We start from the raw sequence: 19,791 nt of genomic DNA on the forward strand, positions 1-19,791 counted from the left end.
CGTCGTTTAGCCATTGGCTAGCATGCAAAGGACAGAATCCTTCAGAATTGACCATGCAACTTGCCCGATTTTTCCCACACTAAATAAAGATCTACCCTTAAGGAGCGCAGGAAATGGAATCAGCCCAGGACAACCAAGGCCGCATTCTGCTGGTGGATGACGAGTCCGCGATCCTGCGCACTTTCCGCTATTGCCTGGAGGACGAGGGCTACAGCGTGGCCACCGCCAATAGCGCCGCCCAGGCAGAGAGCCTGTTGCAGCGCCAGGTGTTCGACCTGTGCTTCCTGGATTTGCGCCTGGGTGAGGACAACGGACTTGATGTACTGGCGCAGATGCGCATTCAGGCGCCCTGGATGCGCGTGGTGATCGTTACCGCGCACTCGGCAATCGACACGGCAGTGGACGCCATCCAGGCGGGTGCCGCCGACTATCTCGTCAAGCCCTGCAGCCCAGACCAACTGCGCCTGGCCACCGCCAAGCAACTGGAAGTGCGGCAACTCTCGGCCCGCCTCGAAGCGCTGGAAGGTGAAGTACGCAAACCCAAGGACGGCCTCGACTCACACAGCCCGGCGATGATGGCCGTGCTGGAAACCGCCCGCCAGGTCGCGACCACTGACGCCAACATCCTCATCCTCGGCGAGTCCGGCACCGGTAAAGGCGAGCTGGCCCGCGCCATTCATGGCTGGAGCAAGCGTGCACGCAAAGCCTGTGTGACCATCAACTGCCCGTCGCTGAATGCGGAGCTGATGGAGAGCGAGCTGTTCGGCCATACCCGCGGCGCCTTCACCGGCGCCAGTGAAAGCACGCTTGGGCGGGTGAGCCAGGCTGACGGCGGCACGCTGTTCCTCGACGAGATCGGCGACTTCCCACTGACCTTGCAGCCCAAGCTGCTGCGCTTCATTCAGGACAAGGAATACGAGCGCGTGGGTGACCCGGTTACCCGCCGGGCGGACGTGCGCATCCTGGCTGCCACCAACCTCAACCTTGAAGAGATGGTGCGCGAAAGCCGCTTCCGCGAAGACCTGCTCTACCGCCTGAACGTCATCACCCTGCACCTACCGCCCCTGCGCGAGCGCAGCGAGGACATTCTGACCCTCGCCGACCGCTTCCTCGCCCGTTTCGTCAAGGAGTATTCCCGGCCAGCACGCGGCTTCAGTGAAGAAGCCCGCGCGGCGCTGCTCAACTACCGCTGGCCCGGCAACATTCGCGAATTGCGCAACGTAGTGGAAAGAGCCAGCATCATATGCCCGCAAGAGCGGGTAGAAATCAGCCACCTGGGCATGGGTGAGCAGCCGGCTGGCAACGCCCCACGCGTTGGCGCCGCGCTTAGCCTCGACGAGTTGGAGCGTGCGCACATCGGTGCCGTACTGGCCGCCAGCGACACCCTGGACCAGGCCGCGAAGACCTTGGGCATCGACGCCTCCACCCTGTACCGCAAACGCAAGCAATACAACTTATGAAATGGCCACCCATGAAGCTGCGCACGCGGCTTTTCCTCAGTATCTCGGCACTGGTCACCGTGGCGCTGCTCGGTCTGCTGCTGGGCCTGGTCAGTGTTCTGCAGATGGCCACGATGCAACAGCAACTGGTGCGCGACACCACCCACTCCTTGGAGGTGGGGCTCAAGCTGCGGCAGAACCTTGGCGAGCAGTTGAACCTGATTCTGGATGACGACACCGCCCCGGAAAACCTGCGATCGCTGCAGGACAACTTCCAGTCCCTTCTGGCCAAGGGGCTGGAGCAAGGCGGCGAGCGCACCGGTTTCAGCAAAGCCAACAGCAACTATCAAGCCTTCCTCCAGGCTTACCGCGACAGCCCGGCCCCTGCCCGCAGCATGGGTGTGGACCAGCCGCTGGGCGCTGCATTCAATCAGGTCCGCACCGACCTGATCGACTCCCACAGGCAGGCCCTGGACCTGATTACCCGCAGCGAGGAGCGCAGCCGTGACCGCGCCTTGCTGGTCAGCGGTGTGCTGGGCTTGATGGGCCTGGTGGTGCTGGTACTCGGCTTTATCAGTGCGCACAACATCGCGCGGCGCTTCGGCCAGCCGATCGAGGCGCTGGCCACGGCCGCCGACCAGTTGGGCAAGGGCAATTTCGATGTCACCCTGCCAGTCACCCAGGCGGCCGAACTCAACCAGCTCACCCGCCGCTTCGGCTTGATGGCCGATGCCTTGCGCAAGCACCAGGCCACCAACGTCGACGAGCTGCTGGCCGGCCAGCAACGCTTGCAGGCGGTGCTGGACAGCATCGACGATGGCCTGTTGATCATCGACCGCCAGGGCCGGCTGGAACACCTCAACCCGGTAGCCCAGCGCCAGCTGGGCTGGAATGACAGCCGGGTAGGCAGCAGCCTTGCCGAAGCGTTGCAACGGCCAGAGCTGGAACAGCAGCTGCGCCAAGTGCTGCGGGGCGGCAGCCTGGACCGGCCACCAGACGACCTGAACATGGAGGTGGATGAAGAATCGCGCCTGCTTACCTACAGCCTGACCCCGGTCAGCCACCCACAGGGGCCGATTCTTGGCGCAGTGATGGTGCTGCACGACGTAACCGAGCAGCGCGCCTTCGAGCGTGTGCGCAGTGAATTCGTGCTGCGCGCCTCCCATGAGTTGCGTACGCCCGTTACCGGCATGCACATGGCCTTCGGCCTGTTGCGCGAGCGCGTCAAGTTCCCGCCAGAAGCGCGGGAGAATGACTTGCTGGAAACCATCGGCGAAGAAATGCAGCGCCTTACCCAACTGATCAACGACCTGCTCAACTTCTCGCGCTATCAAAGCGGGCTACAGAAACTGGAGCTGGCTCCCTGTGCCATCGACGAGCTGGTGGAGCGGGCACAACTGCGGGTTGCCGACCAGGCTGCGCACAAGCAGATCGAGTTGGTCAGCGACCTGGAGCAGCCACTGCCGCGCATCCAAGCCGACCCCGCGCAACTTGATCGGGTGCTGGACAACCTGCTGCACAACGCCATCCGCCATACCCCCAAGGGCGGGCGCATCCGCTTGCACGCCCGCCGCCATGCGGAGCGGGTGATCATCAGTGTCGAGGATAACGGCGAAGGCATCGCCTACGGCCAGCAAGGGCGCATTTTCGAGCCCTTCGTGCAGGTTGGCCGCAAAAAAGGTGGGGCGGGGCTGGGCCTGGCGCTGTGCAAGGAGATCGTGCAACTGCATGGCGGGCGCATGGGCGTGTTTTCGCGGCCGGGGCAGGGCACGCAGTTCTATATGGCATTGCCAGTCTGACGCACGCCTACACCCTACGCGGGTCGTCGCGGCAGATGCCCGCGTGTGACCATCTGGGCAAACTGCCTGGCCGTCAACGGCCGGGCAAATAGCCAGCCCTGGCCGTAGTTGACCCCTTCACCGCTCAACAGCGCCGCTTGGTCCTCACTCTCGATACCTTCGGCAATCACCCGCAGGTGGAGGTCGTGGGCCATGCGAATGATGTGTGGGGCAACGCCACTGCTGGCGGCATCATGGCCAAGAGCGTCTATGAACGCCTTGTCGATCTTCAGGCAGTCCACCGGCAACGTCTGCAGGTAAGCCAGGCTGCAATAGCCAGTACCAAAATCGTCGATCAGCACCTGATGCCCTGCGGCGCGCAGTGCCTGCAGATTTTCGCGGGCCACTACCACGTCGATCAAACCCCGCTCGGTCACCTCGAAGGCAATCTGGCTGGGCGCCACCCGGTGCAACGCCAGCAGGCGCGCCGATACTCGGCCGATGCGCGGCTCCATCACATCGCAAGCCGCCAGGTTGATCGAGATATAAAGGTTGGGGTGCGAACGCAGCAACGGCCCAAGTTGTTCAAGCACACGTTGCAGCACGAAGTCCGTGATCTGGCGGATCTGCCCGGTGTCTTCCGCCAGCGGTATGAACAGGTCGGGGCTGGTCAAGGTACCGTCCGGGCGGCGCCAGCGCACCAGGGCCTCGGCGCCCACACAACGCCGGCTGCCAAGCTCGATGATCGGTTGGTAGAGCACCTGCAGCTCGCCACGGCGCAGTGCACCCTGCAGCTCTGAGCTCATCGAGCGCCGCTGCAAGATCAGCTGCAACACCAGCCAGCCGATGAAGCAGGCGGCCAATACGCTACCCGGGAACAACAGCCAGAGCATGCCGTTCATGCGCAGGGGCAAGCTGACACGCGGCGCGATCAGCACCAATTGGTAGTCAGGCGACTTGGTTGGCATGCGGTAGATCAGGCGGTCACTGAGTTCGAGCAGCGACTTGTGGCTATGCGACCAGGCCGAGGGCGGCGGCCATACCGGTGGCGGGCCCAGGACCGGAATGGCGCGGGCACCGTTGTCGAGTACTACCACCAGGCTGCCACCCGGTGGCAGGTCGACCACATCGGTCAGGTGCCCACGTGAGGTCGAGACCAGGAACCTGCCCCGGCCGAGCATCAGCGCGGCGAGGTTCTCGTTCGGCTCGGTGGTGGTGTTGAGCCAGTAGCTGTAGACCGGCCCCTTGATGTCCGGCGGCCGCAAGGGCACGAACGCGCGCTCGTTACCCCGGTTTGAACAGGCGACATTGCCGTCCACGTAGGCCGCTTCGTAAATGAAGCGCGAACTCAAGCCCACCTGCTGCAAGGCCGCCAACATGGCCGGGCTGCATCCACGCAGCGGCTGTGCCTGCAACTGGTCGACACCCTCGCGCAGCTGGCCGAATACCTGCTCCAGGCGCTCGAGAAAACGCTCGCCCTGGGCGTTCATCTGCTCGGTTTCGCTCTGTTTCAGCTGCTGCAGGGCGATGCCGACGCTGGCAGAAAGCAACAGGGCGGCGCTGGCCAGTGCTGCCAGCGTGGCGAGCATCCAGGGACGGTAGAAAATTTGACGCAGCAAGCCAATGGCAGACGACATGGACGGCATCCAGTTGATAACTAAGGTATAGCAACTGAATCAGTAATCACCTGCGCCGTTTAGCGCTTCGCTTGCCCATGCCAGGCCCCGGCCAGCACGGGCAACGCCCCTGTCACCGCGCGCGGCCTGGTGACAGTCAACGGGTCCGGTTGAGCACCTGCAGCATGGCCGCCGTCTGCGCATCCGGCATGCCGTCGAAACGTTGCGGGCGGAAGCGCATCTGGAAGGCAGCGATGACATGCCGGGTGGCTACATCGAGCACGCCTGTTTGCTCGATCTGATAACCAAACCGCGCCAGCTCCTGCTGATACCAGCCAACGCTGGGCGGGTTGACGTTGAAGTACGCTTGTTGCTGCGCCACGGCGTTGGCATCTGGCCAGACCCCCAACCCAGCATCGGCCAGGCGTTTCCACGGGAACAAAGGGCCCGGGTCAAGCTTGCGCAATGGGGCGATATCGCTGTGGCCAATGATATGCCGGGGCTCGATATTGTTACGTTTGACGATGTCCTTGAGCAACGCGATCAGCGCCTGGATCTGCGCCTCGCTATAGGGGTACCAGACCCGCCCGTTGGGTGTGTCGGCAAAGCCTGGGTTGACGATTTCGATGCCGATGGACGACGAATTCAGCCATGTGCGCCCCTGCCACTGGCTGTCACCGGCATGCCAGGCGCGACGGCTCTCGTCCACCAACTGGTACACCGTCGCCGGGCCATCACCAATCAGGTAATGGCTACTGACCTCACCGTGGGTGAGCAATGCCAGCGAGCGTTCCAGCGAGGCATTGGTGTAATGCAAAACAACGAACTGGATACGGTTGTCCTGGTTCGCCGAAGGGTGGCTGCGGTCGATGCGCAGGCCCGTGGAGCAACCGGCGACGGTGAACAGCAGAAAGGTGATCAGGGTTTTTTTCAGCGTGGAAAGCACGTCGGAGGCCTCGGCGTAAGAGCGCTACAGTATAACGTGCTCGCCAGCAGCAATGTTTGCCGCGAGTCAGTGGCTGCCCATCAGTTTTGTTCCACGCGATTACGCCCGAGTTCCTTGGCCCGGTACAACGCGGTGTCGGCGCGCTTGAGCACCTGGTCTGCGCGCTCGCCAGCGCGGAACGCCGCCAACCCGATGGAGGTGGTGATCACCACCCGTTCACCCTTGAAGTGGAACGGGCAGGCCTCGATGGTCGCCCGCAGCAGTTCAGCGGCTTGCGCAGCCGCCGGCGGGGCCGTCTGCGGCAGCAACAGGACAAACTCTTCGCCACCGAACCGGGCTATGAAGTCACGGCCGCGCAAGCACTTGCGCAACTGGCCGGCAACGATCTTCAGCACTTTGTCCCCGGCCAGGTGCCCATAGCTGTCATTGATGCGCTTGAAATGGTCAAGGTCGAGGATCGCCATGGCCAGATGGCCGCCCTGGGCCTGCCATTCGAGCATTTCCCGTTCCACCCGCTCGCTCCAGGCCGCCCGGTTGGGCAGACCGGTGAGCGGGTCGAGCAGGGCCTTTTGCCGCTGCTCTTCCAGATGTTCGCGGTAACCGAGTGCCTCGTGCTCCATGCTTGCCACACGCTCCGACAACCCCTGCAGGCGGTTGGCCAGTTCCTGCTCGCGGCGATCACGCTCGTGCTTGTGCTCGTCCATGGTCACCAACAAGCCTTCCAGGCGGTTCTCCAGGATGTGCTTGAGGCTGTCGACATCGGCGGCACCTTGCACGCTGCTCTGCAACCCGTCTACGTGCTCGCGCAACTGGGTGTCCAGCGCGCGGGCGGCACTGCTGTTGTCGGCATGGCCGGCGCTGGCTTCATGCAGATGGCTCTGGAACCCCTCCAGGCGCTCGTTGAGCTGCTGCAAGTAGGTTTCAAATTCATGCTGGCCACTGTCGGTGATCGCCAGCATCAGCACTGCAAGGTCATCCAGTACCGGGATCAGCTCATACCAGTTCAGGCCGCGGGCCACCCGCGCACGCATCTCCAGTGCCTGGGCCTTGTGCCGCTCGGGCAGGCTGAGGTCGTCGAGCAGGCCGAGCAAGGTTTGCTCGATGTGTGCAGCGACCTGACTGTACGGCGGCTCCACCGCGTCGGGGAGGGCATAAGGGCCGTCTTCGCCGAACATTGGTTCCATTTCCGCTAGCGGTGCAGGCTCCGGCAGCAGCTGGCTGACCACGTGTTCGGCAGCAGGCGCTTCATCTGGCTGCGGCACTGGCGATGCGGGTATTTCGGCCGCATCGATCAGCGCGGGGCCAGCTGCTTCTGGCGCTGGCTCGGGCGCTGCGGGCAACTCGGCCGCCGGTGCAGCAGGTGCTGGCAACGGTTGCAACGCATCGATATCAACATTCGGGTCGGCGTCGGGTCTGGGTGGCGCTGCGTGCGGTGGAGCCTGGGCACCCGGCACCGCTTCGGGCACAAGCGCCGGCTCCGCTTGGGCATCGTCATCGCGGCTGCCGAACAACCGCTGCAGAAAACCGGGGCGGGTTTCTTCACCCGGCTTGCCCAAGGCGGCCAGCGCACGCCCCTGCAAACCGCTCAGCTCACCCAGCAATGGCGGCAGGTCGCGTGACTGGGTAACGCCCCCATCGAGCTTCTTCGCCAGCTTTTTCAGCGGCCGGGCAATATCACCAGGCAGCGGCAGGTTCTGTAATTGGCCCACCAGTGCAGCCAGGGCATCGCCAACCTGGTTCATGCGGTTTTCGCGGCGCTGCTCCGAATCCAGCACCGCCTTCTCCAGGCGCGGAATCAGCCCGGCAAGGCCAGCATCCATGTTGTCGCTGCGAATGACCTCGCGCATCTCTTTCATGCACGCGTCGACCACCTTGTCACTGCCTTCGGCAGCCAGGGTACTGCGCACCAGGCCACGGCGCAGCAAGTCGAGACGGGCGTCCCAACGACGTTCGAGCTTTTCTTGCTGCTCGATGGCTTTGAGGTATTTTTCTTTCCAGCGCTCGGCTTCTTCGGTCATGCCTGGATCCGCGACGGGTGATACATCTGGGGCTGTCTGATTACACGCTGTCGGCGCGCACGCCCAACACTTGAGGGCGTGCGACGCCTTGGCTGATTCAGCTCAAGGCCGGCAGCGTATCCACAGTCAATGCATCAGGCAATCGGATCTCTACCGCCACCGGAAGGTGGTCGGAAATAGGCTGGGCCAACACCTCGACACGCTCCAGTGTAAGGCTGGAACTGAGCAGAATGTGGTCCAGGCACCGCTGGGGTCGCCAACTGGGGAAGGTAGCTTCGACCTGCGGGGCCACCAGGCCAAGGTCACGCAGGGGTGAGTGCTCGAGCAGGTCGGTGGCGTGGGTGTTCATGTCGCCCATCAGCACCTGGTGGCGGTAGCCGCCAATCAGCTCGCGGATATAGCCCAATTGCAGGGCGCGGGTCTTGGCGCCGAGGGCCAGGTGCATCATCACCACGATCAGCGCATCCTCGCCTTCACCGAACCGCACCAGGATTGCCCCGCGACCGGCGGGGCCCGGCAACGGGTGGTCTTCGAGCAATTGCGGCTTCAGGCGGCTGAGCACGCCGTTGCTGTGCTGGGCAAAACGCCCAAGGTTGCGGTTGAGCTGTTGGTACCAGTAGGGGAAGGCACCCAGCTGCGCCAGATGCTCGACCTGGTTCACGAACCCGGAACGCAGGCTGCCACCATCGGCCTCCTGCAGGGCCACCAGGTCGAAGTCGCTCAACAGCTTGCCGATCTTCTGCAAGTTGCCGGCGCGCCCGTTATGCGGCAGCAGGTGCTGCCAGCTACGGGTCAGGTAATGCCGATAACGCTCGGTGCTGATGCCGACCTGAATGTTGAAGCTGAGCAGCCGCAGGCGACCATCGTCCGGCAGGCCGGGTGCCTGCAGGTGATGCTCGTTGACCTGCGGCTGGTGCAGGCCAATGCCACGCGTAGCTCTGAAGCGGGGCATGGGATACGCCGCTTACTTAGCGGCGCGCTCCTTGGCGATCAGTTGGTCGGCGACATTCAGCACGCCTTCGGGCCCACCTGCGGTACCCAGGTCGAAGCGGTACTTGCCGTCGACGACCATGCTCGGTACGCCAGTGATTTCGTACTTCTTAGCCAGTTCCTTGGCCTGGTTGATCTGGCCCTTGATGGCAAACGAGTTGAAGGTGGCGAGGAACTTGTCCTTGTCCACGCCCTGTGTGGCGAGGAAGTCGGCCATTTCTTGCGGGTCAGTCAGGCGCTTGCGCTGGTTCTGGATAGCATCGAACACCGCCGCGTGCACCTTCTGCTCAACGCCCATGGCTTCGAGGGTCAGGAACATCTGGCCGTGGGCATCCCATGGGCCACCGAACATGGCCGGTACGCGCTTGAAGTTGACATCCTTGGGCAGTTTTTCGACCCAAGGGTTGAGCGTCGGCTCGAAATGGTAGCAGTGAGGGCAGCCGTACCAGAACAGCTCAACCACTTCGATCTTGCCAGGCACGGAAACCGGAACAGGGTTGCTCAGCTCGATATATTCCTTGCCGGCAGTGGCAGGCTCTGCGGCCTGCACCGCTGTCATACCGAATGCGCTGGCGGCGACCAGCGCAGCGCTGAGAATCAGTTTACGCATGCTTTACTCCTGAGCAATCATGGGTCGCCACTACGCGACCTGCCTTGAGACAGGCCGGGAAGGGCTTGAGTTCTGTAGTGTACCGGCTACGCACTGAAAAAAGGGTAGCCCAGCCACCCTTTCATCATTGGCCTGCAACATTAACTGAAAGTTAATGCCAGGCCCCTGAAGGCATGTGCAGCACCTGCAGGACCGCGCCGCCAGTCAGTGCAGGCCCTGGATATAGCTGGCCAATGCCTCGATATCGTGGTTGCTCAGCTTGCCGGCAATGGTGCGCATGGTCATGGCATCGCCGTCGTTGGTGCGGTTGCCTTCACGGAAGTCGGTCAACTGCTTGGTCACATACTGGGCATGCTGCCCACTCAAGTGCGGGAAACCGGCCAGGGCGATACCCGCGCCATTGGGCGAGTGGCAGCCGGTGCAGGCGGGCATGCCTTTTTCCAGGTCGCCGCCATTGAACAGCGCGCGACCGCGCTCGACCAGTTTGGGGTCGGCAGCCCCCACGCTGCCTTTCTGGCTGGCGAAGTAGGCGGCGATATCGGCCAGGTCCTGGTCATTGAAAGCAGCCAGCATGCCGGTCATTTCCAGCACGGTACGTTTGCCCGACTTGATGTCGTGCAGTTGTTTTTCCAGGTAGCGCTGGCCCTGGCCAGCCAGTTTCGGGAAGTTGGGTGCCAGGCTGTTGCCGTCGGGGTTGTGGCAGGCGCCACAGACGGCCGTCTTGGCCTGGCCGGCAGCGGCATCGCCTTTGATAGGTTGCGCAGCAGTGGCCGCACCTGCGACACCCAGGGTCAACAGCAGACTCACGACTAGTTTGTTCATCAGCTAATCCAACACGGCTAAGGGTGAAATGTTATGTATCGGGACTGCCACTCATCCAAAGGATGACCAAACGGTAGTCCTCGGCACTGCAGTCCATGCACAATCCACGCGGCGGCATAGCCTTGAAACCCTGGGTCACATGCCGGACGAGTACATCCATACCTTGCGCCAGCCTTGGCTCCCAGGCTGCCCGGTCACCCTGCCTGGGTGCCTGGGGCAATTGCCCGGTGTGGCAAGCCGCACACGTGCGGTTGTACAACACCTCGGCATCCTGTGTAGCCTGTGCGCTGAAATACGGCAGGAACATACCGACAGCTAGCAGCCATTTCGCCAGGCGAAACGACCTGACAGGGTTGGGGGACGCGCTGCGTTCTGATGCGCAAGCTATAGTTCGGCACCCCATGCCCGTTCCCCTTCGCTGGGAGAATGGGCACACAAAAACTGGGGCATTATATACTTCTGTCAGCCAAACGGAAACGACACCGCTTGCCGGCCTAGGCTTTGGCAACACCCACATCGGATATCCCATGCAAGTCAAGAACCCCATCCTCGGCCTCTGCCAGAAAGCCAAATTCGCCCTCAGCGCAGCCAAGGTCGAACAATGCCCGGACGATCAGGGCTACGAGGTGGCCTTTGCGGGCCGTTCCAACGCCGGCAAATCCAGCGCCCTCAACACCCTGACTCACGCCAGCCTGGCGCGCACCTCGAAAACCCCCGGGCGCACCCAGCTGTTGAATTTCTTCAGTCTGGACGATGAACGGCGTTTGGTCGACCTGCCAGGTTACGGTTATGCCAAGGTGCCGATTCCGCTCAAGCAGCACTGGCAGAAGCACCTGGAAGCTTATCTGGGCAGCCGTGAGTGCCTGCGCGGCATCATCCTGATGATGGACGTGCGCCACCCCATGACCGATTTCGACAAGATGATGCTCGACTGGGCCAAGGCCAGCGGCATGCCGATGCACATCCTGCTGACCAAGGCCGACAAGCTGACCCACGGCGCGGGCAAGAACACCTTGTTGAAGGTGCAATCGGAAATTCGCAAGGGCTGGGGCGACGGTGTCACCATCCAGCTGTTCTCGGCGCCCAAGCGCCTGGGCGTGGAAGAGGCCTATCGGGTGCTGGCGGGCTGGATGGAGCTGGAAGACAAGCCAGTGGCCTGAGGCCTGCAGCGCGGAGCATGGCCTGGGCTTCGCCCAGGTTCAGGCCAAATTGCGGGCAAAAAAAACCCCGGACTTCGTATGGGGAGGGGGAAGTTCGGGGTCCAAGTCCGGACCGCTAGGGCGGGGTCCAGATATCTGCCAACACTTAACACAACATAGGAGCATCGAAAGGCTTCACCAGCCATTCAGTTACTCTGAGTTCCGCTTCACTGGTTTAGTTCCGAAGCCCTGAAAACTATTTGCGATAGTTTCATGAAAGCCCAGCCCCGCGCGCGCCAGCGCTGCCAGGATCCGCGTCACCACGTCGCAGATCCTACACAGCTTTTCCGGCTCAATCAGTGAGCTTCGTCCCAGTTCGCACCAATTCCTGCTTCTACCAGCAGCGGCACATCCAGCTGCGCCGCCTTGCTCATGTGCTGGCGAATTTCATCTTTGACCTGTTCAACCAGGTCCTCGCGCACCTCAAGCACCAGTTCGTCGTGAACCTGCAGGATCACCCGCGCGTCCAGGCCGCTCTCGCTCAGCCAGTTATCCACGTTGACCATGGCGCGCTTGATGATGTCGGCGGCGGTACCCTGCATGGGCGCATTGATGGCGGTACGCTCTGCCCCTTTGCGCAGGGCCGGGTTCTTGGCGTTGATGTCTGGCAGGTAGAGGCGGCGGCCAAACAGGGTTTCGACGAAACCTTGCTCGGCAGCCTGGGTACGGGTGCGCTCCATGTAGGCCAGCACCCCGGGGTAGCGGGCGAAGTAGCGGTCGATATAGTCCTGCGACTGCTTGCGGTCGACGCCGATCTGCTTGGCCAGACCAAATGCGCTCATGCCGTAGATCAGGCCGAAGTTGATGGCCTTGGCTTTGCGACGCTGATCGACGGTGACGTTTTCCAGGGCTACACCAAAGACCTCCGCCGCCGTGGCACGGTGCACGTCCAGGTCATTGCGGAAGGCGTGCAGCAAGCCTTCGTCCTTGGCCAGGTGGGCCATGATGCGCAACTCGATCTGCGAATAGTCCGCCGCCAGCAGCTTGTAGCCTGGGCTGGCGATGAACGCCTGGCGGATTCGGCGGCCCTCGGCGGTACGGATCGGGATGTTCTGCAGGTTCGGGTCGCTGGACGACAGCCGGCCAGTCGCCGCCACCGCTTGCTGGTAAGAGGTGTGAATACGCCCGGTACGCGGGTTGATCTGCCCCGGCAGCTTGTCGGTGTAAGTGCTCTTGAGCTTGCTCAGGCTGCGGTACTGCATCAGTACTTCAGGCAGTGGGTAACCCAGCTCCGCCAGCTCGTCGAGCACCGCTTCGGCGGTAGACGGCTGGCCTTTGGCGGTCTTGCTCAGCACCGGCATGCCCAGCTTGTCGTACAGGATCGCCCCCAGTTGCTTGGGCGAGCCCAGGTTGAACTCCTCGCCCGCCAGCTCGTAGGCGCGCCGTTCCAGCTCGGCCATTTTCTCACCCAGCTCACCGCTCTGGACGTGCAGCAGGGCTGCATCGACCAGTGCGCCCTGGCGTTCGATCTTGGCCAGTACCGGCACCAGCGGCATCTCGATGTCCATCAGCACCGGCTGCAGGCTTGGGGTCTGGGCCAGGCGGGCCTGCAACGCATGGTGCAGGCGCAGGGTGATGTCAGCGTCTTCGGCAGCGTAGGGGCCCGCCTTGTCCAGGTCGATCTGGTTGAACGTAAGCTGCTTGGCGCCCTTGCCGGCGATGTCCTCGAAGGCGATGGTAGTGTGGTCGAGGTACTTTTGCGCCAGGCTGTCCATGTCATGCCGGGTGGCCGTGGAGTTCAGCACGTAGGACTCGAGCATGGTGTCATAGGCAACACCGCGCATGGCGATGGCGGGCGAACCGTTGGCGAGGATGTTGATATCGTATTTGGCATTCTGCCCGACCTTGGCCTTGGTCGGGTCTTCCAGCAGGGGCTTCAAGGCCAGCAGCACGGCGTCGCGGTCCAGCTGGGCCGGCGCGCCCTCGTAGTCGTGGGCCAGCGGAACGTAGGCCGCTTCATGGGGCGCCACCGCGAACGACAGGCCGACCAATTGGGCCTTCTGGGCGTCCAGGCCGGTGGTTTCGGTGTCGAACGCGAACAGCGGCGCCTGGCGCAGCTTCTCCAGCCAGGCCTCGAAGCGTGTTTGGTCGAGGATGGTTTCGTACTTCGGCTCGACCTTGGCCACCGGCTCCGCGACCGGCGCAACGTCATCACCCACCCTGGCAGCCTCCCGCTGCACGTCGGCAACCCAGCTCTTGAACTCCATCTCGGTGTACAGCGCCAGCAGCGCATCGCGGTCAGGCTCGCCGCATACCAGCGCCTCGACCTCGACGTCCAGCGGCACGTCGACCTTGATGGTAGCCAGCTCATACGACAGGAACGCCGCGTCGCGGTGCTCTTCCAGCTTGGCCGGCAGGGTCTTGGCACCGCGAATGGCCAGTGCCGGCACCTTGTCGAGGTTGGCGTACAGGTCGCTGAGGCCGCCACCAATACCGGTCAACAGGCCCACGGCGGTTTTCTCGCCCACACCGGGCACACCGGGGATGTTGTCGACCTTGTCGCCCATCAGGGCCAGGAAGTCGATGATGTGCTCCGGGCCGACGCCAAACTTCTCATGCACGCCCGCCACGTCCAGCACGCTACCGGTCATGGTGTTGACCAAGGTAATGTGGCCATCCACCAGCTGCGCCATGTCCTTGTCACCGGTCGAAATGATGACCGGGCGGCCCAAGGCGGCGCTGCTGCGCGCCAGGGTGCCGATCACGTCGTCGGCCTCGACCCCTTCCACGCACAGCAGCGGGTAGCCAAGGGCCTTGACGCTGGCGTGCAGCGGCTCGATCTGCACCCGCAGGTCGTCGGGCATGCTCGGCCGGTTGGCCTTGTATTCGGCGAACATGGCGTCACGGAACGTGCCACCCTTGGCGTCGAACACCACGGCAAAGAGGCTGTCGGGGTATTGCTTGCGCAGGCTCTTGAGCATGTTCAGCACACCCTTCACCGCACCGGTCGGCATGCCCTTGGACGTGGTCAGCGGCGGCAGCGCGTGAAAGGCGCGGTACAGGTAGGAGGAACCGTCCACCAGGACGAGGGGCGCTTGGCTCATGAGCAGAATCAACCTTTTCGACGGGTCCGGCGCTAGAATAGCCAGAATCATTGACGACAAAGGGACTAGGTTATCATGCGTACACTCAATCGCCTGTTACTGCTCGGCCTGTTGGCAACCACGCCGGTCGTCACCCTGGCGGCGGAAGACGCCCCCTCGGCCGATCCCGAGGTGACCATTCGCACGGAAGGCGACAAGACCATCCAGGAATACCGTCAGAACGGCTTCCTGTATGCGATCAAGATCACACCGAAAAACGGCAAGCCTTATTTCCTGGTACGCGCCGATGGCACCGATGCCAACTTCATTCGATCCGACCAGCCGGACATGCTGATTCCGTCCTGGAAGATCTTCGAGTGGTAATCTGACGCGCACCGTTCACATCAACCCGGCACTTCCCGGCGGAAGTGCCCGTATGGGCAATTTTTCATCATGTCAGTCTTCACCCCCGTGACCCGGCCTGAGCTGGAAACCTTTCTGGCACCGTACGCGCTGGGCCGCCTGCTCGACTTCCAGGGCATAGCCGCCGGCACCGAGAACAGCAATTTCTTCGTCAGCCTCGAACAGGGGGAGTTCGTGCTGACGTTGATCGAACGCGGGCCCAGCGAGGACATGCCGTTCTTCATCGAGCTGCTCGACACCCTGCACGCAGCCGACATGCCGGTGCCCTATGCCGTTCGTGACCGCGACGGCAACGGCCTGCGCGAGCTGTGCGGCAAGCCGGCGCTGCTGCAGCCAAGGCTGTCAGGCAAGCACATCAAGGCGCCCAACGCGCAGCACTGCGCCCAGGTGGGTGAGCTGCTGGCGCATATACACCTGGCCACCCGCGGCCGCATCATCGAGCGCCGCACCGACCGTGGCCTGGACTGGATGCTGGCTTCAGGCGCCGAGCTGCTGCCACGCCTGACTGCCGAGCAAGCCGCGCTGCTGCAACCGGCCCTGAACGAAATCAACGCGCACAAGGCGCAGATCCTGGCGCTGCCGCGGGCCAACCTGCATGCCGACCTGTTCCGCGACAACGTGATGTTCGAAGGCACCCACCTGACTGGCGTGATCGACTTCTACAACGCCTGCTCCGGGCCGATGCTGTATGACATCGCCATCACCGTGAACGATTGGTGCCTGGATGAGCAGGGCGCAATCGACATGCCGCGTGCCCAGGCGCTGCTGGCGGCCTATGCCGCACTGCGGCCGTTCACCGCTGCCGAGGCCGAGCGGTGGCCTGAGATGTTGCGGGTAGGCTGCGTGCGCTTCTGGCTGTCGCGGCTGATTGCGGCAGAATCGTTTGCCGGGATGGATGTGATGATCCATGACCCGAGCGAGTTCGAAGTGCGTTTGGCACAGCGCCAGCAGGTGGCTTTGCACCTGCCATTTGCCCTCTAGCCCTTTTCAGCCTCTTCGCGGGCACCTGTGGGAGCGGGCGTGCCCGCGAAGAGGCCGGAACAGGCTTACAACTGCTCCAGGCACCCAGCCAAGTCGGCACCCAGCTTCTCCAGCAAGCGCTCATAGCCCTTGCCATCCACAGGGTCAGTACCACCCAGTGCATCCAGCTCGGCCAGACGCACCGGCAGCCCAGCAGTCAGGGTCTCGGCCAGGCGCGGGCGCAGTGGCGGCTCGCTGAACACGCAGGTCTTGCCCACTTCCTGCAGGCGCTTGCGCATGGCGGCCACATGCTGAGCCCCCGGCTGCACCTCGGACGCCACGCTGAACACGCCAGTGTGCTTCAGGCCATATTCCGCCTCGAAGTAGTCGAACGCCTCGTGGAACACGAAGTACGGCTTGCCAGCGATACCCGCCACCCGCGCTTTGATTCGCTCATCCAGCGCATCCATACGGTCTGAAAAGACCTTCAGGTTGTGCTGGTAGCGCGCCGCGTTGGCGGGATCGGCCTGGGCCAGGTCCGCAGCCATTTTCCCCGCGATTACCCGCGCGTTGACCGACGATAGCCACAGGTGCGCATCCAGGCTACCTGGGCGGTGGTCATGGTCATGCTCATCGTGGTCCGCTTCCTCATGGGAATGGCTGTCTTCGCCAAAGTGGCGCAGCTTCATGCCTGGCAGCGACTGCACGGCCACGGTTGCCTTGCTGCGACTGCCCAATACGCGTGGCAGGAAGCTCTCCATGTCCGGGCCGATCCAGTACAGCAGGTCGGCATCGCCCACCCGCCGTACGTCGGATGGGCGCAGGGCATAGTGGTGCGGCGAAGCACCTGGCGGCAGCAATACCTCAGGGCTGCCAACACCCTCCTGCACGGCAGCGGCAATCTGCTGCAGCGGCTTGATGCTGGTCAGCACACGGACATCGGCCTGGGCCGAACAGGCGATGAATGCGACAAAAAGGACTAGAAATCGGGACACGGTGAATACTCGAGTCGTGAGAAACGGGTAACATAATAACGTCTCCATACAGAATCGTCGCTGCCCATGTCCTTCACGCCGCTGGCCAACCGTCCCCATGATCACTCCCATTGCGTGCATAGCGCACTGGCTGAAGCTGATGCCTTGTGCACCCGCCAGGGCCTGCGCCTGACCGCGCTGCGCCGCCGGGTGCTGGAGCTGGTATGGCAAAGCCACAAGCCGCTGGGTGCCTACGATATCCTTGCCGTGCTCAGCGAGCAGGACGGCCGCCGCGCTGCACCGCCCACGGTGTACCGCGCACTGGACTTCCTGCTGGAAAACGGCCTGGTGCACCGCATTGCCTCGCTCAACGCGTTCATCGGCTGCAGCCACCCCGAGCACGTGCACCAGGGCCAGTTCCTGATCTGCCGTGCATGCCACGTCGCCATCGAGCTGGAGCAACACAGCATCAGCGAGGCCATCATCGACAGCGCCAAGGGCGTGGGCTTCAGGGTCGAGACCCAAACCGTGGAAGTGGTCGGCCTGTGCGGTAATTGCCGGAGCGCGGCATGAGCGATGCCCTGATCCGCCTGGAACAGGTGGGCGTCAGCTATGGCGGCGAGGCGGTGCTCGACAGCATCGACCTGTCGGTGGCGCCGCGCCAGATCGTCACCCTGATAGGCCCCAATGGCGCGGGCAAGACCACCTTGGTGCGCGCCGTGCTCGGGCTGCTCAAGCCGCACCGCGGCACGGTATGGCGCAAGCCCAGGCTGCGTATCGGCTACATGCCGCAAAAAATCCAGGTCGATGCCACCCTGCCGCTTTCCGTGCTGCGTTTCCTGCGCCTGGTGCCGGGGGTAGACCGGGCAGCAGCCGTATCGGCCCTGCAGGAAGTGGGCGCCGAACAGGTTATCGACAGCCCGATCCAGACCATCTCCGGTGGCGAGATGCAGCGTGTCCTGCTGGCGCGTGCCTTGTTGCGTGCGCCGCAGTTGCTGGTACTCGACGAGCCGGTGCAAGGGGTGGATGTGGTCGGCCAGACCGAGCTGTACAACCTCATCACCCGGCTGCGCGACCGCCATGGTTGCGGCGTGTTGATGGTGTCGCACGACCTGCACCTGGTCATGAGCGCCACCGATCAGGTGGTGTGCCTGAACCGCCATGTCTGCTGCTCGGGTCACCCGGAACAGGTCAGCAACGACCCAGCCTTTGTCGAACTGTTCGGGCAGAACGCACCTAGCCTGGCTGTTTATCATCACCATCACGACCACAGCCACGACCTGCATGGCTCGGTGGTCGCCCCCGGCCCCCACGTTCACGGAGAGCACTGCAAGCATGGCTGATTTTCTTCTTTACGCCTTGCTTGCAGGCCTGTCCCTGGCCGTTGTCGCGGGCCCGCTCGGCTCTTTCGTGGTATGGCGGCGCATGGCGTATTTCGGCGACACCCTGTCCCATGCCGCATTGCTGGGCGTGGCCATGGGTTTCGCCCTGGATGTAAGCCCGGCCCTGGCCGTCACCGTTGGCTGCCTGTTGCTGGCGGTGCTGCTGGTGACCTTGCAGCAACGCCAGCCGCTGGCCTCCGACACCCTGCTGGGCATCCTCGCCCCCAGCACCTTGTCACTGGGCCTGGTGGTGCTCAGCTTCATGCACGATGTGCGTATCGACCTGATGGCCTACCTGTTCGGCGACCTGCTGGCCATCAGCACTACCGACCTGGCCTGGATCCTCGGCGGCAGTGCGCTGGTGCTGCTGTTGCTGGGCGTGCTCTGGCGGCCGCTCTTGGCGGTTACCGTGCATGAGGAACTGGCCATGGTCGAAGGCCTCCCCGTAGCCGGCCTGCGCCTGGCGCTGATGCTGCTGATTGCGGTGGTGATCGCCGTGGCCATGAAGATCGTCGGCGTGCTGCTGATCACCTCGCTGTTGATCATCCCCGCTGCTGCGGCGCAGCGCCACGCCCGCTCGCCCGAGCAGATGGCGCTGGGTGCCAGCCTGCTGGGCATCACCGCGGTCTGCGGTGGCCTGGCCATGTCCTGGTTCAAGGACACCCCCGCCGGGCCGTCGATCGTGGTCTGTGCAGCGGTGCTATTCTTGCTGAGCCTGGCCCTGCCAAAGCGCTGATTACAAGGCGTGCTCAGGCACGCCTTGCAACCTTTTCCCGGGTAAAGGGTCTGTAAGACCTGTTTTCGAGCGTGCGCACCTGGGTGTAGACTTGCTCGCTTTTTGCGCAAATAGAGAATCGCAGGAATGAAGCCGTTCGCCTCCCGTTATCTGCTTGTTGCCGCGTTTTCCCTGTTCCTGGCTGCCTGTTCCAGTGCGCCGGTGGAACAGGCCACCGCACCTGCCCAAGCCGATGCCTGGCAGCAGTTGCAACAAAACATCGCCAGCAACGAGCTGGCCACCGCCGAAGACCAACTGGCTGCCCTGCAGGCCCAGGCGCCCGACGACGCACGCCTGGAGCAATACCAGCGCCAACTGGCCGAAGCCTACCTGCAGCGTAGCCAGATCGTGCTGCAAAAAGGTGACGTGAATGCCGCCGCAACGGCCTTGGCCCGTGCCCGGGCGCTGATGCCGCAAGCCCCTGCGGTAACCGGGGGCGACGCCGTGAGCCAGGCGCGCAAGGCCGAGCTGGCCAAAGCCGAAGCGGCGCTGAAGGCCGCCGAGGCCAAGCCCAAGGCGCTGATCATCGACCCGACCGCACCCAGCACCGTGGTGGCCCTGAAAACCACCGACAGCCGCGCCATGCGCCGCCAACTGGATGACATTGCGGCAGACGTGGTGAGCTATGACTGTGAAGTGGTGTTCCAGGTGCCGCGCACCCATGACGCGCCCTGGCTGAAAACCTTGCTGGAGAAGCGCGTGCGCAAGATCGACAGCGGGTTTGAGCTGAAGCAGAAGCATGAAATTCAGCGCTCGCTGCCGGCGCAGGTGGTTCTGGTGCCGCATCAGCGCTGAAAACGCTGGGGTGCTGGGGCTGCTTTGCAGCCCTTCGCGGG

Annotated in this window: 18 protein-coding genes; 9 read left to right on the plus strand and 9 right to left on the minus strand. The window is 63.4% G+C overall.

Translation table 11 applies throughout. The features are described 5' to 3' along the window. Positions 1-113 precede the first annotated feature (113 nt). The gene (algB, locus tag B3361_RS19645) at positions 114-1,460 is read left to right on the plus strand and encodes a sigma-54-dependent response regulator transcription factor AlgB (RefSeq protein WP_029885350.1); all 1,347 of its coding nucleotides are present in this window, start codon (positions 114-116) and stop codon (positions 1,458-1,460) included. Continuing rightward, positions 1,457-3,238: a KinB sensor domain-containing domain gene (locus tag B3361_RS19650; RefSeq protein ID WP_009683579.1), complete on the plus strand. Its 1,782-nt coding sequence runs from the start codon at positions 1,457-1,459 to the stop codon at positions 3,236-3,238. The genes algB and B3361_RS19650 overlap by 4 nt, the downstream gene beginning before the upstream one ends. Positions 3,239-3,252: 14 nt before the next feature. Here the strand turns inward: B3361_RS19650 and B3361_RS19655 are convergent, their stop codons facing one another. From B3361_RS19655 to B3361_RS19685, 7 genes are all read right to left on the minus strand, one after another. After that, positions 3,253-4,854: an EAL domain-containing protein gene (locus B3361_RS19655; RefSeq protein WP_054904506.1), complete on the minus strand. Its 1,602-nt coding sequence runs from the start codon at positions 4,852-4,854 to the stop codon at positions 3,253-3,255. A gap of 136 nt (positions 4,855-4,990) precedes the next feature. Further along, a complete protein-coding gene (locus B3361_RS19660) occupies positions 4,991-5,779 on the minus strand; it encodes an N-acetylmuramoyl-L-alanine amidase (RefSeq protein ID WP_029886308.1) in 789 nt (262 codons plus the stop codon). Between the two features lie 80 nt (positions 5,780-5,859). Continuing rightward, positions 5,860-7,797: a GGDEF domain-containing protein gene (locus B3361_RS19665; RefSeq protein WP_054904505.1), complete on the minus strand. Its 1,938-nt coding sequence runs from the start codon at positions 7,795-7,797 to the stop codon at positions 5,860-5,862. A 97-nt stretch (positions 7,798-7,894) separates the two neighbouring features. Beyond that, positions 7,895-8,749, minus strand: coding sequence for an endonuclease/exonuclease/phosphatase family protein (locus B3361_RS19670; RefSeq protein WP_054904504.1), 855 nt, complete (start codon positions 8,747-8,749; stop codon positions 7,895-7,897). Positions 8,750-8,761: 12 nt separating this feature from the next. Continuing rightward, a complete protein-coding gene (gene dsbA, locus B3361_RS19675) occupies positions 8,762-9,397 on the minus strand; it encodes a thiol:disulfide interchange protein DsbA (RefSeq protein ID WP_054904503.1) in 636 nt (211 codons plus the stop codon). Between the two features lie 204 nt (positions 9,398-9,601). Then, on the minus strand, positions 9,602-10,219 hold the full coding sequence (locus B3361_RS19680) for a c-type cytochrome (protein WP_009683585.1): 618 nt from the start codon (positions 10,217-10,219) through the stop codon (positions 9,602-9,604). Between the two features lie 31 nt (positions 10,220-10,250). Next, positions 10,251-10,553: a c-type cytochrome gene (locus B3361_RS19685; protein WP_029886304.1), complete on the minus strand. Its 303-nt coding sequence runs from the start codon at positions 10,551-10,553 to the stop codon at positions 10,251-10,253. 193 nt (positions 10,554-10,746) lie between these two features. Here B3361_RS19685 and yihA point away from each other — a divergent pair, with 193 nt between their 5' ends. Further along, entirely contained in the window at positions 10,747-11,379 is a 633-nt protein-coding gene (gene yihA / locus B3361_RS19690; protein WP_009683587.1) for a ribosome biogenesis GTP-binding protein YihA/YsxC, read from the plus strand. A gap of 335 nt (positions 11,380-11,714) precedes the next feature. On the opposite strand, the gene polA is transcribed toward yihA, so the two are convergent. Beyond that, positions 11,715-14,462, minus strand: coding sequence for a DNA polymerase I (gene polA, locus B3361_RS19695; RefSeq protein WP_054904502.1), 2,748 nt, complete (start codon positions 14,460-14,462; stop codon positions 11,715-11,717). Positions 14,463-14,537: 75 nt separating this feature from the next. On the opposite strand from polA, the gene B3361_RS19700 reads away from it, so the two are divergent. Next, positions 14,538-14,825 carry a DUF2782 domain-containing protein gene (locus B3361_RS19700; RefSeq protein WP_009683589.1) on the plus strand — a complete coding sequence of 96 codons (288 nt, stop codon included), beginning with the start codon at positions 14,538-14,540 and terminating at the stop codon, positions 14,823-14,825. A gap of 69 nt (positions 14,826-14,894) precedes the next feature. Continuing rightward, positions 14,895-15,845 (plus strand): homoserine kinase, encoded by a 951-nt coding sequence (locus B3361_RS19705; RefSeq protein ID WP_054904501.1) that lies wholly within the window; start codon positions 14,895-14,897, stop codon positions 15,843-15,845. Between the two features lie 65 nt (positions 15,846-15,910). Here B3361_RS19705 and B3361_RS19710 read toward each other — a convergent pair whose 3' ends face one another. Further along, entirely contained in the window at positions 15,911-16,867 is a 957-nt protein-coding gene (locus B3361_RS19710; protein ID WP_082414592.1) for a zinc ABC transporter substrate-binding protein, read from the minus strand. A gap of 18 nt (positions 16,868-16,885) precedes the next feature. On the opposite strand from B3361_RS19710, the gene zur reads away from it, so the two are divergent. The 4 genes from zur to B3361_RS19730 all read left to right on the plus strand — a co-directional run bounded on the left by zur (position 16,886) and on the right by B3361_RS19730 (position 19,750). Further along, on the plus strand, positions 16,886-17,371 hold the full coding sequence (gene zur / locus B3361_RS19715) for a zinc uptake transcriptional repressor Zur (RefSeq protein WP_286920328.1): 486 nt from the start codon (positions 16,886-16,888) through the stop codon (positions 17,369-17,371). Next, on the plus strand, positions 17,368-18,141 hold the full coding sequence (znuC, locus tag B3361_RS19720) for a zinc ABC transporter ATP-binding protein ZnuC (protein WP_009683593.1): 774 nt from the start codon (positions 17,368-17,370) through the stop codon (positions 18,139-18,141). The genes zur and znuC overlap by 4 nt, the downstream gene beginning before the upstream one ends. Continuing rightward, the gene (gene znuB / locus B3361_RS19725; RefSeq protein ID WP_009683594.1) at positions 18,134-18,916 is read left to right on the plus strand and encodes a zinc ABC transporter permease subunit ZnuB; all 783 of its coding nucleotides are present in this window, start codon (positions 18,134-18,136) and stop codon (positions 18,914-18,916) included. The genes znuC and znuB overlap by 8 nt, the downstream gene beginning before the upstream one ends. 126 nt (positions 18,917-19,042) lie before the next feature. Beyond that, on the plus strand, positions 19,043-19,750 hold the full coding sequence (locus B3361_RS19730) for a PA5502 family lipoprotein (protein WP_054904498.1): 708 nt from the start codon (positions 19,043-19,045) through the stop codon (positions 19,748-19,750). Positions 19,751-19,791 lie beyond the last annotated feature (41 nt).

The sequence above is a fragment of the Pseudomonas sp. UBA6699 genome (assembly GCF_002454615.1).
Taxonomy (GTDB): Bacteria; Pseudomonadota; Gammaproteobacteria; order Pseudomonadales; family Pseudomonadaceae; genus Aquipseudomonas; species Aquipseudomonas juntendi.

Excerpts from the sequence above, each read along its gene's own strand:
- znuB (WP_009683594.1), top strand. The coding sequence starts at position 18,134 with ATGGCTGATTTTCTTCTTTACGCCTTGCTTGCAGGCCTGTCCCTGGCC.
- yihA (WP_009683587.1), top strand. The coding sequence starts at position 10,747 with ATGCAAGTCAAGAACCCCATCCTCGGCCTCTGCCAGAAAGCCAAATTC.
- B3361_RS19730 (WP_054904498.1), top strand. The coding sequence starts at position 19,043 with ATGAAGCCGTTCGCCTCCCGTTATCTGCTTGTTGCCGCGTTTTCCCTG.
- B3361_RS19655 (WP_054904506.1), bottom strand. The coding sequence starts at position 4,854 with ATGTCGTCTGCCATTGGCTTGCTGCGTCAAATTTTCTACCGTCCCTGG.
- dsbA (WP_054904503.1), bottom strand. The coding sequence starts at position 9,397 with ATGCGTAAACTGATTCTCAGCGCTGCGCTGGTCGCCGCCAGCGCATTC.
- B3361_RS19705 (WP_054904501.1), top strand. The coding sequence starts at position 14,895 with ATGTCAGTCTTCACCCCCGTGACCCGGCCTGAGCTGGAAACCTTTCTG.
- B3361_RS19710 (WP_082414592.1), bottom strand. The coding sequence starts at position 16,867 with ATGGAGACGTTATTATGTTACCCGTTTCTCACGACTCGAGTATTCACC.
- zur (WP_286920328.1), top strand. The coding sequence starts at position 16,886 with ATGTCCTTCACGCCGCTGGCCAACCGTCCCCATGATCACTCCCATTGC.
- B3361_RS19665 (WP_054904505.1), bottom strand. The coding sequence starts at position 7,797 with ATGACCGAAGAAGCCGAGCGCTGGAAAGAAAAATACCTCAAAGCCATC.
- algB (WP_029885350.1), top strand. The coding sequence starts at position 114 with ATGGAATCAGCCCAGGACAACCAAGGCCGCATTCTGCTGGTGGATGAC.
- polA (WP_054904502.1), bottom strand. The coding sequence starts at position 14,462 with ATGAGCCAAGCGCCCCTCGTCCTGGTGGACGGTTCCTCCTACCTGTAC.
- B3361_RS19650 (WP_009683579.1), top strand. The coding sequence starts at position 1,457 with ATGAAATGGCCACCCATGAAGCTGCGCACGCGGCTTTTCCTCAGTATC.
- B3361_RS19680 (WP_009683585.1), bottom strand. The coding sequence starts at position 10,219 with ATGAACAAACTAGTCGTGAGTCTGCTGTTGACCCTGGGTGTCGCAGGT.
- B3361_RS19700 (WP_009683589.1), top strand. The coding sequence starts at position 14,538 with ATGCGTACACTCAATCGCCTGTTACTGCTCGGCCTGTTGGCAACCACG.
- B3361_RS19670 (WP_054904504.1), bottom strand. The coding sequence starts at position 8,749 with ATGCCCCGCTTCAGAGCTACGCGTGGCATTGGCCTGCACCAGCCGCAG.
- znuC (WP_009683593.1), top strand. The coding sequence starts at position 17,368 with ATGAGCGATGCCCTGATCCGCCTGGAACAGGTGGGCGTCAGCTATGGC.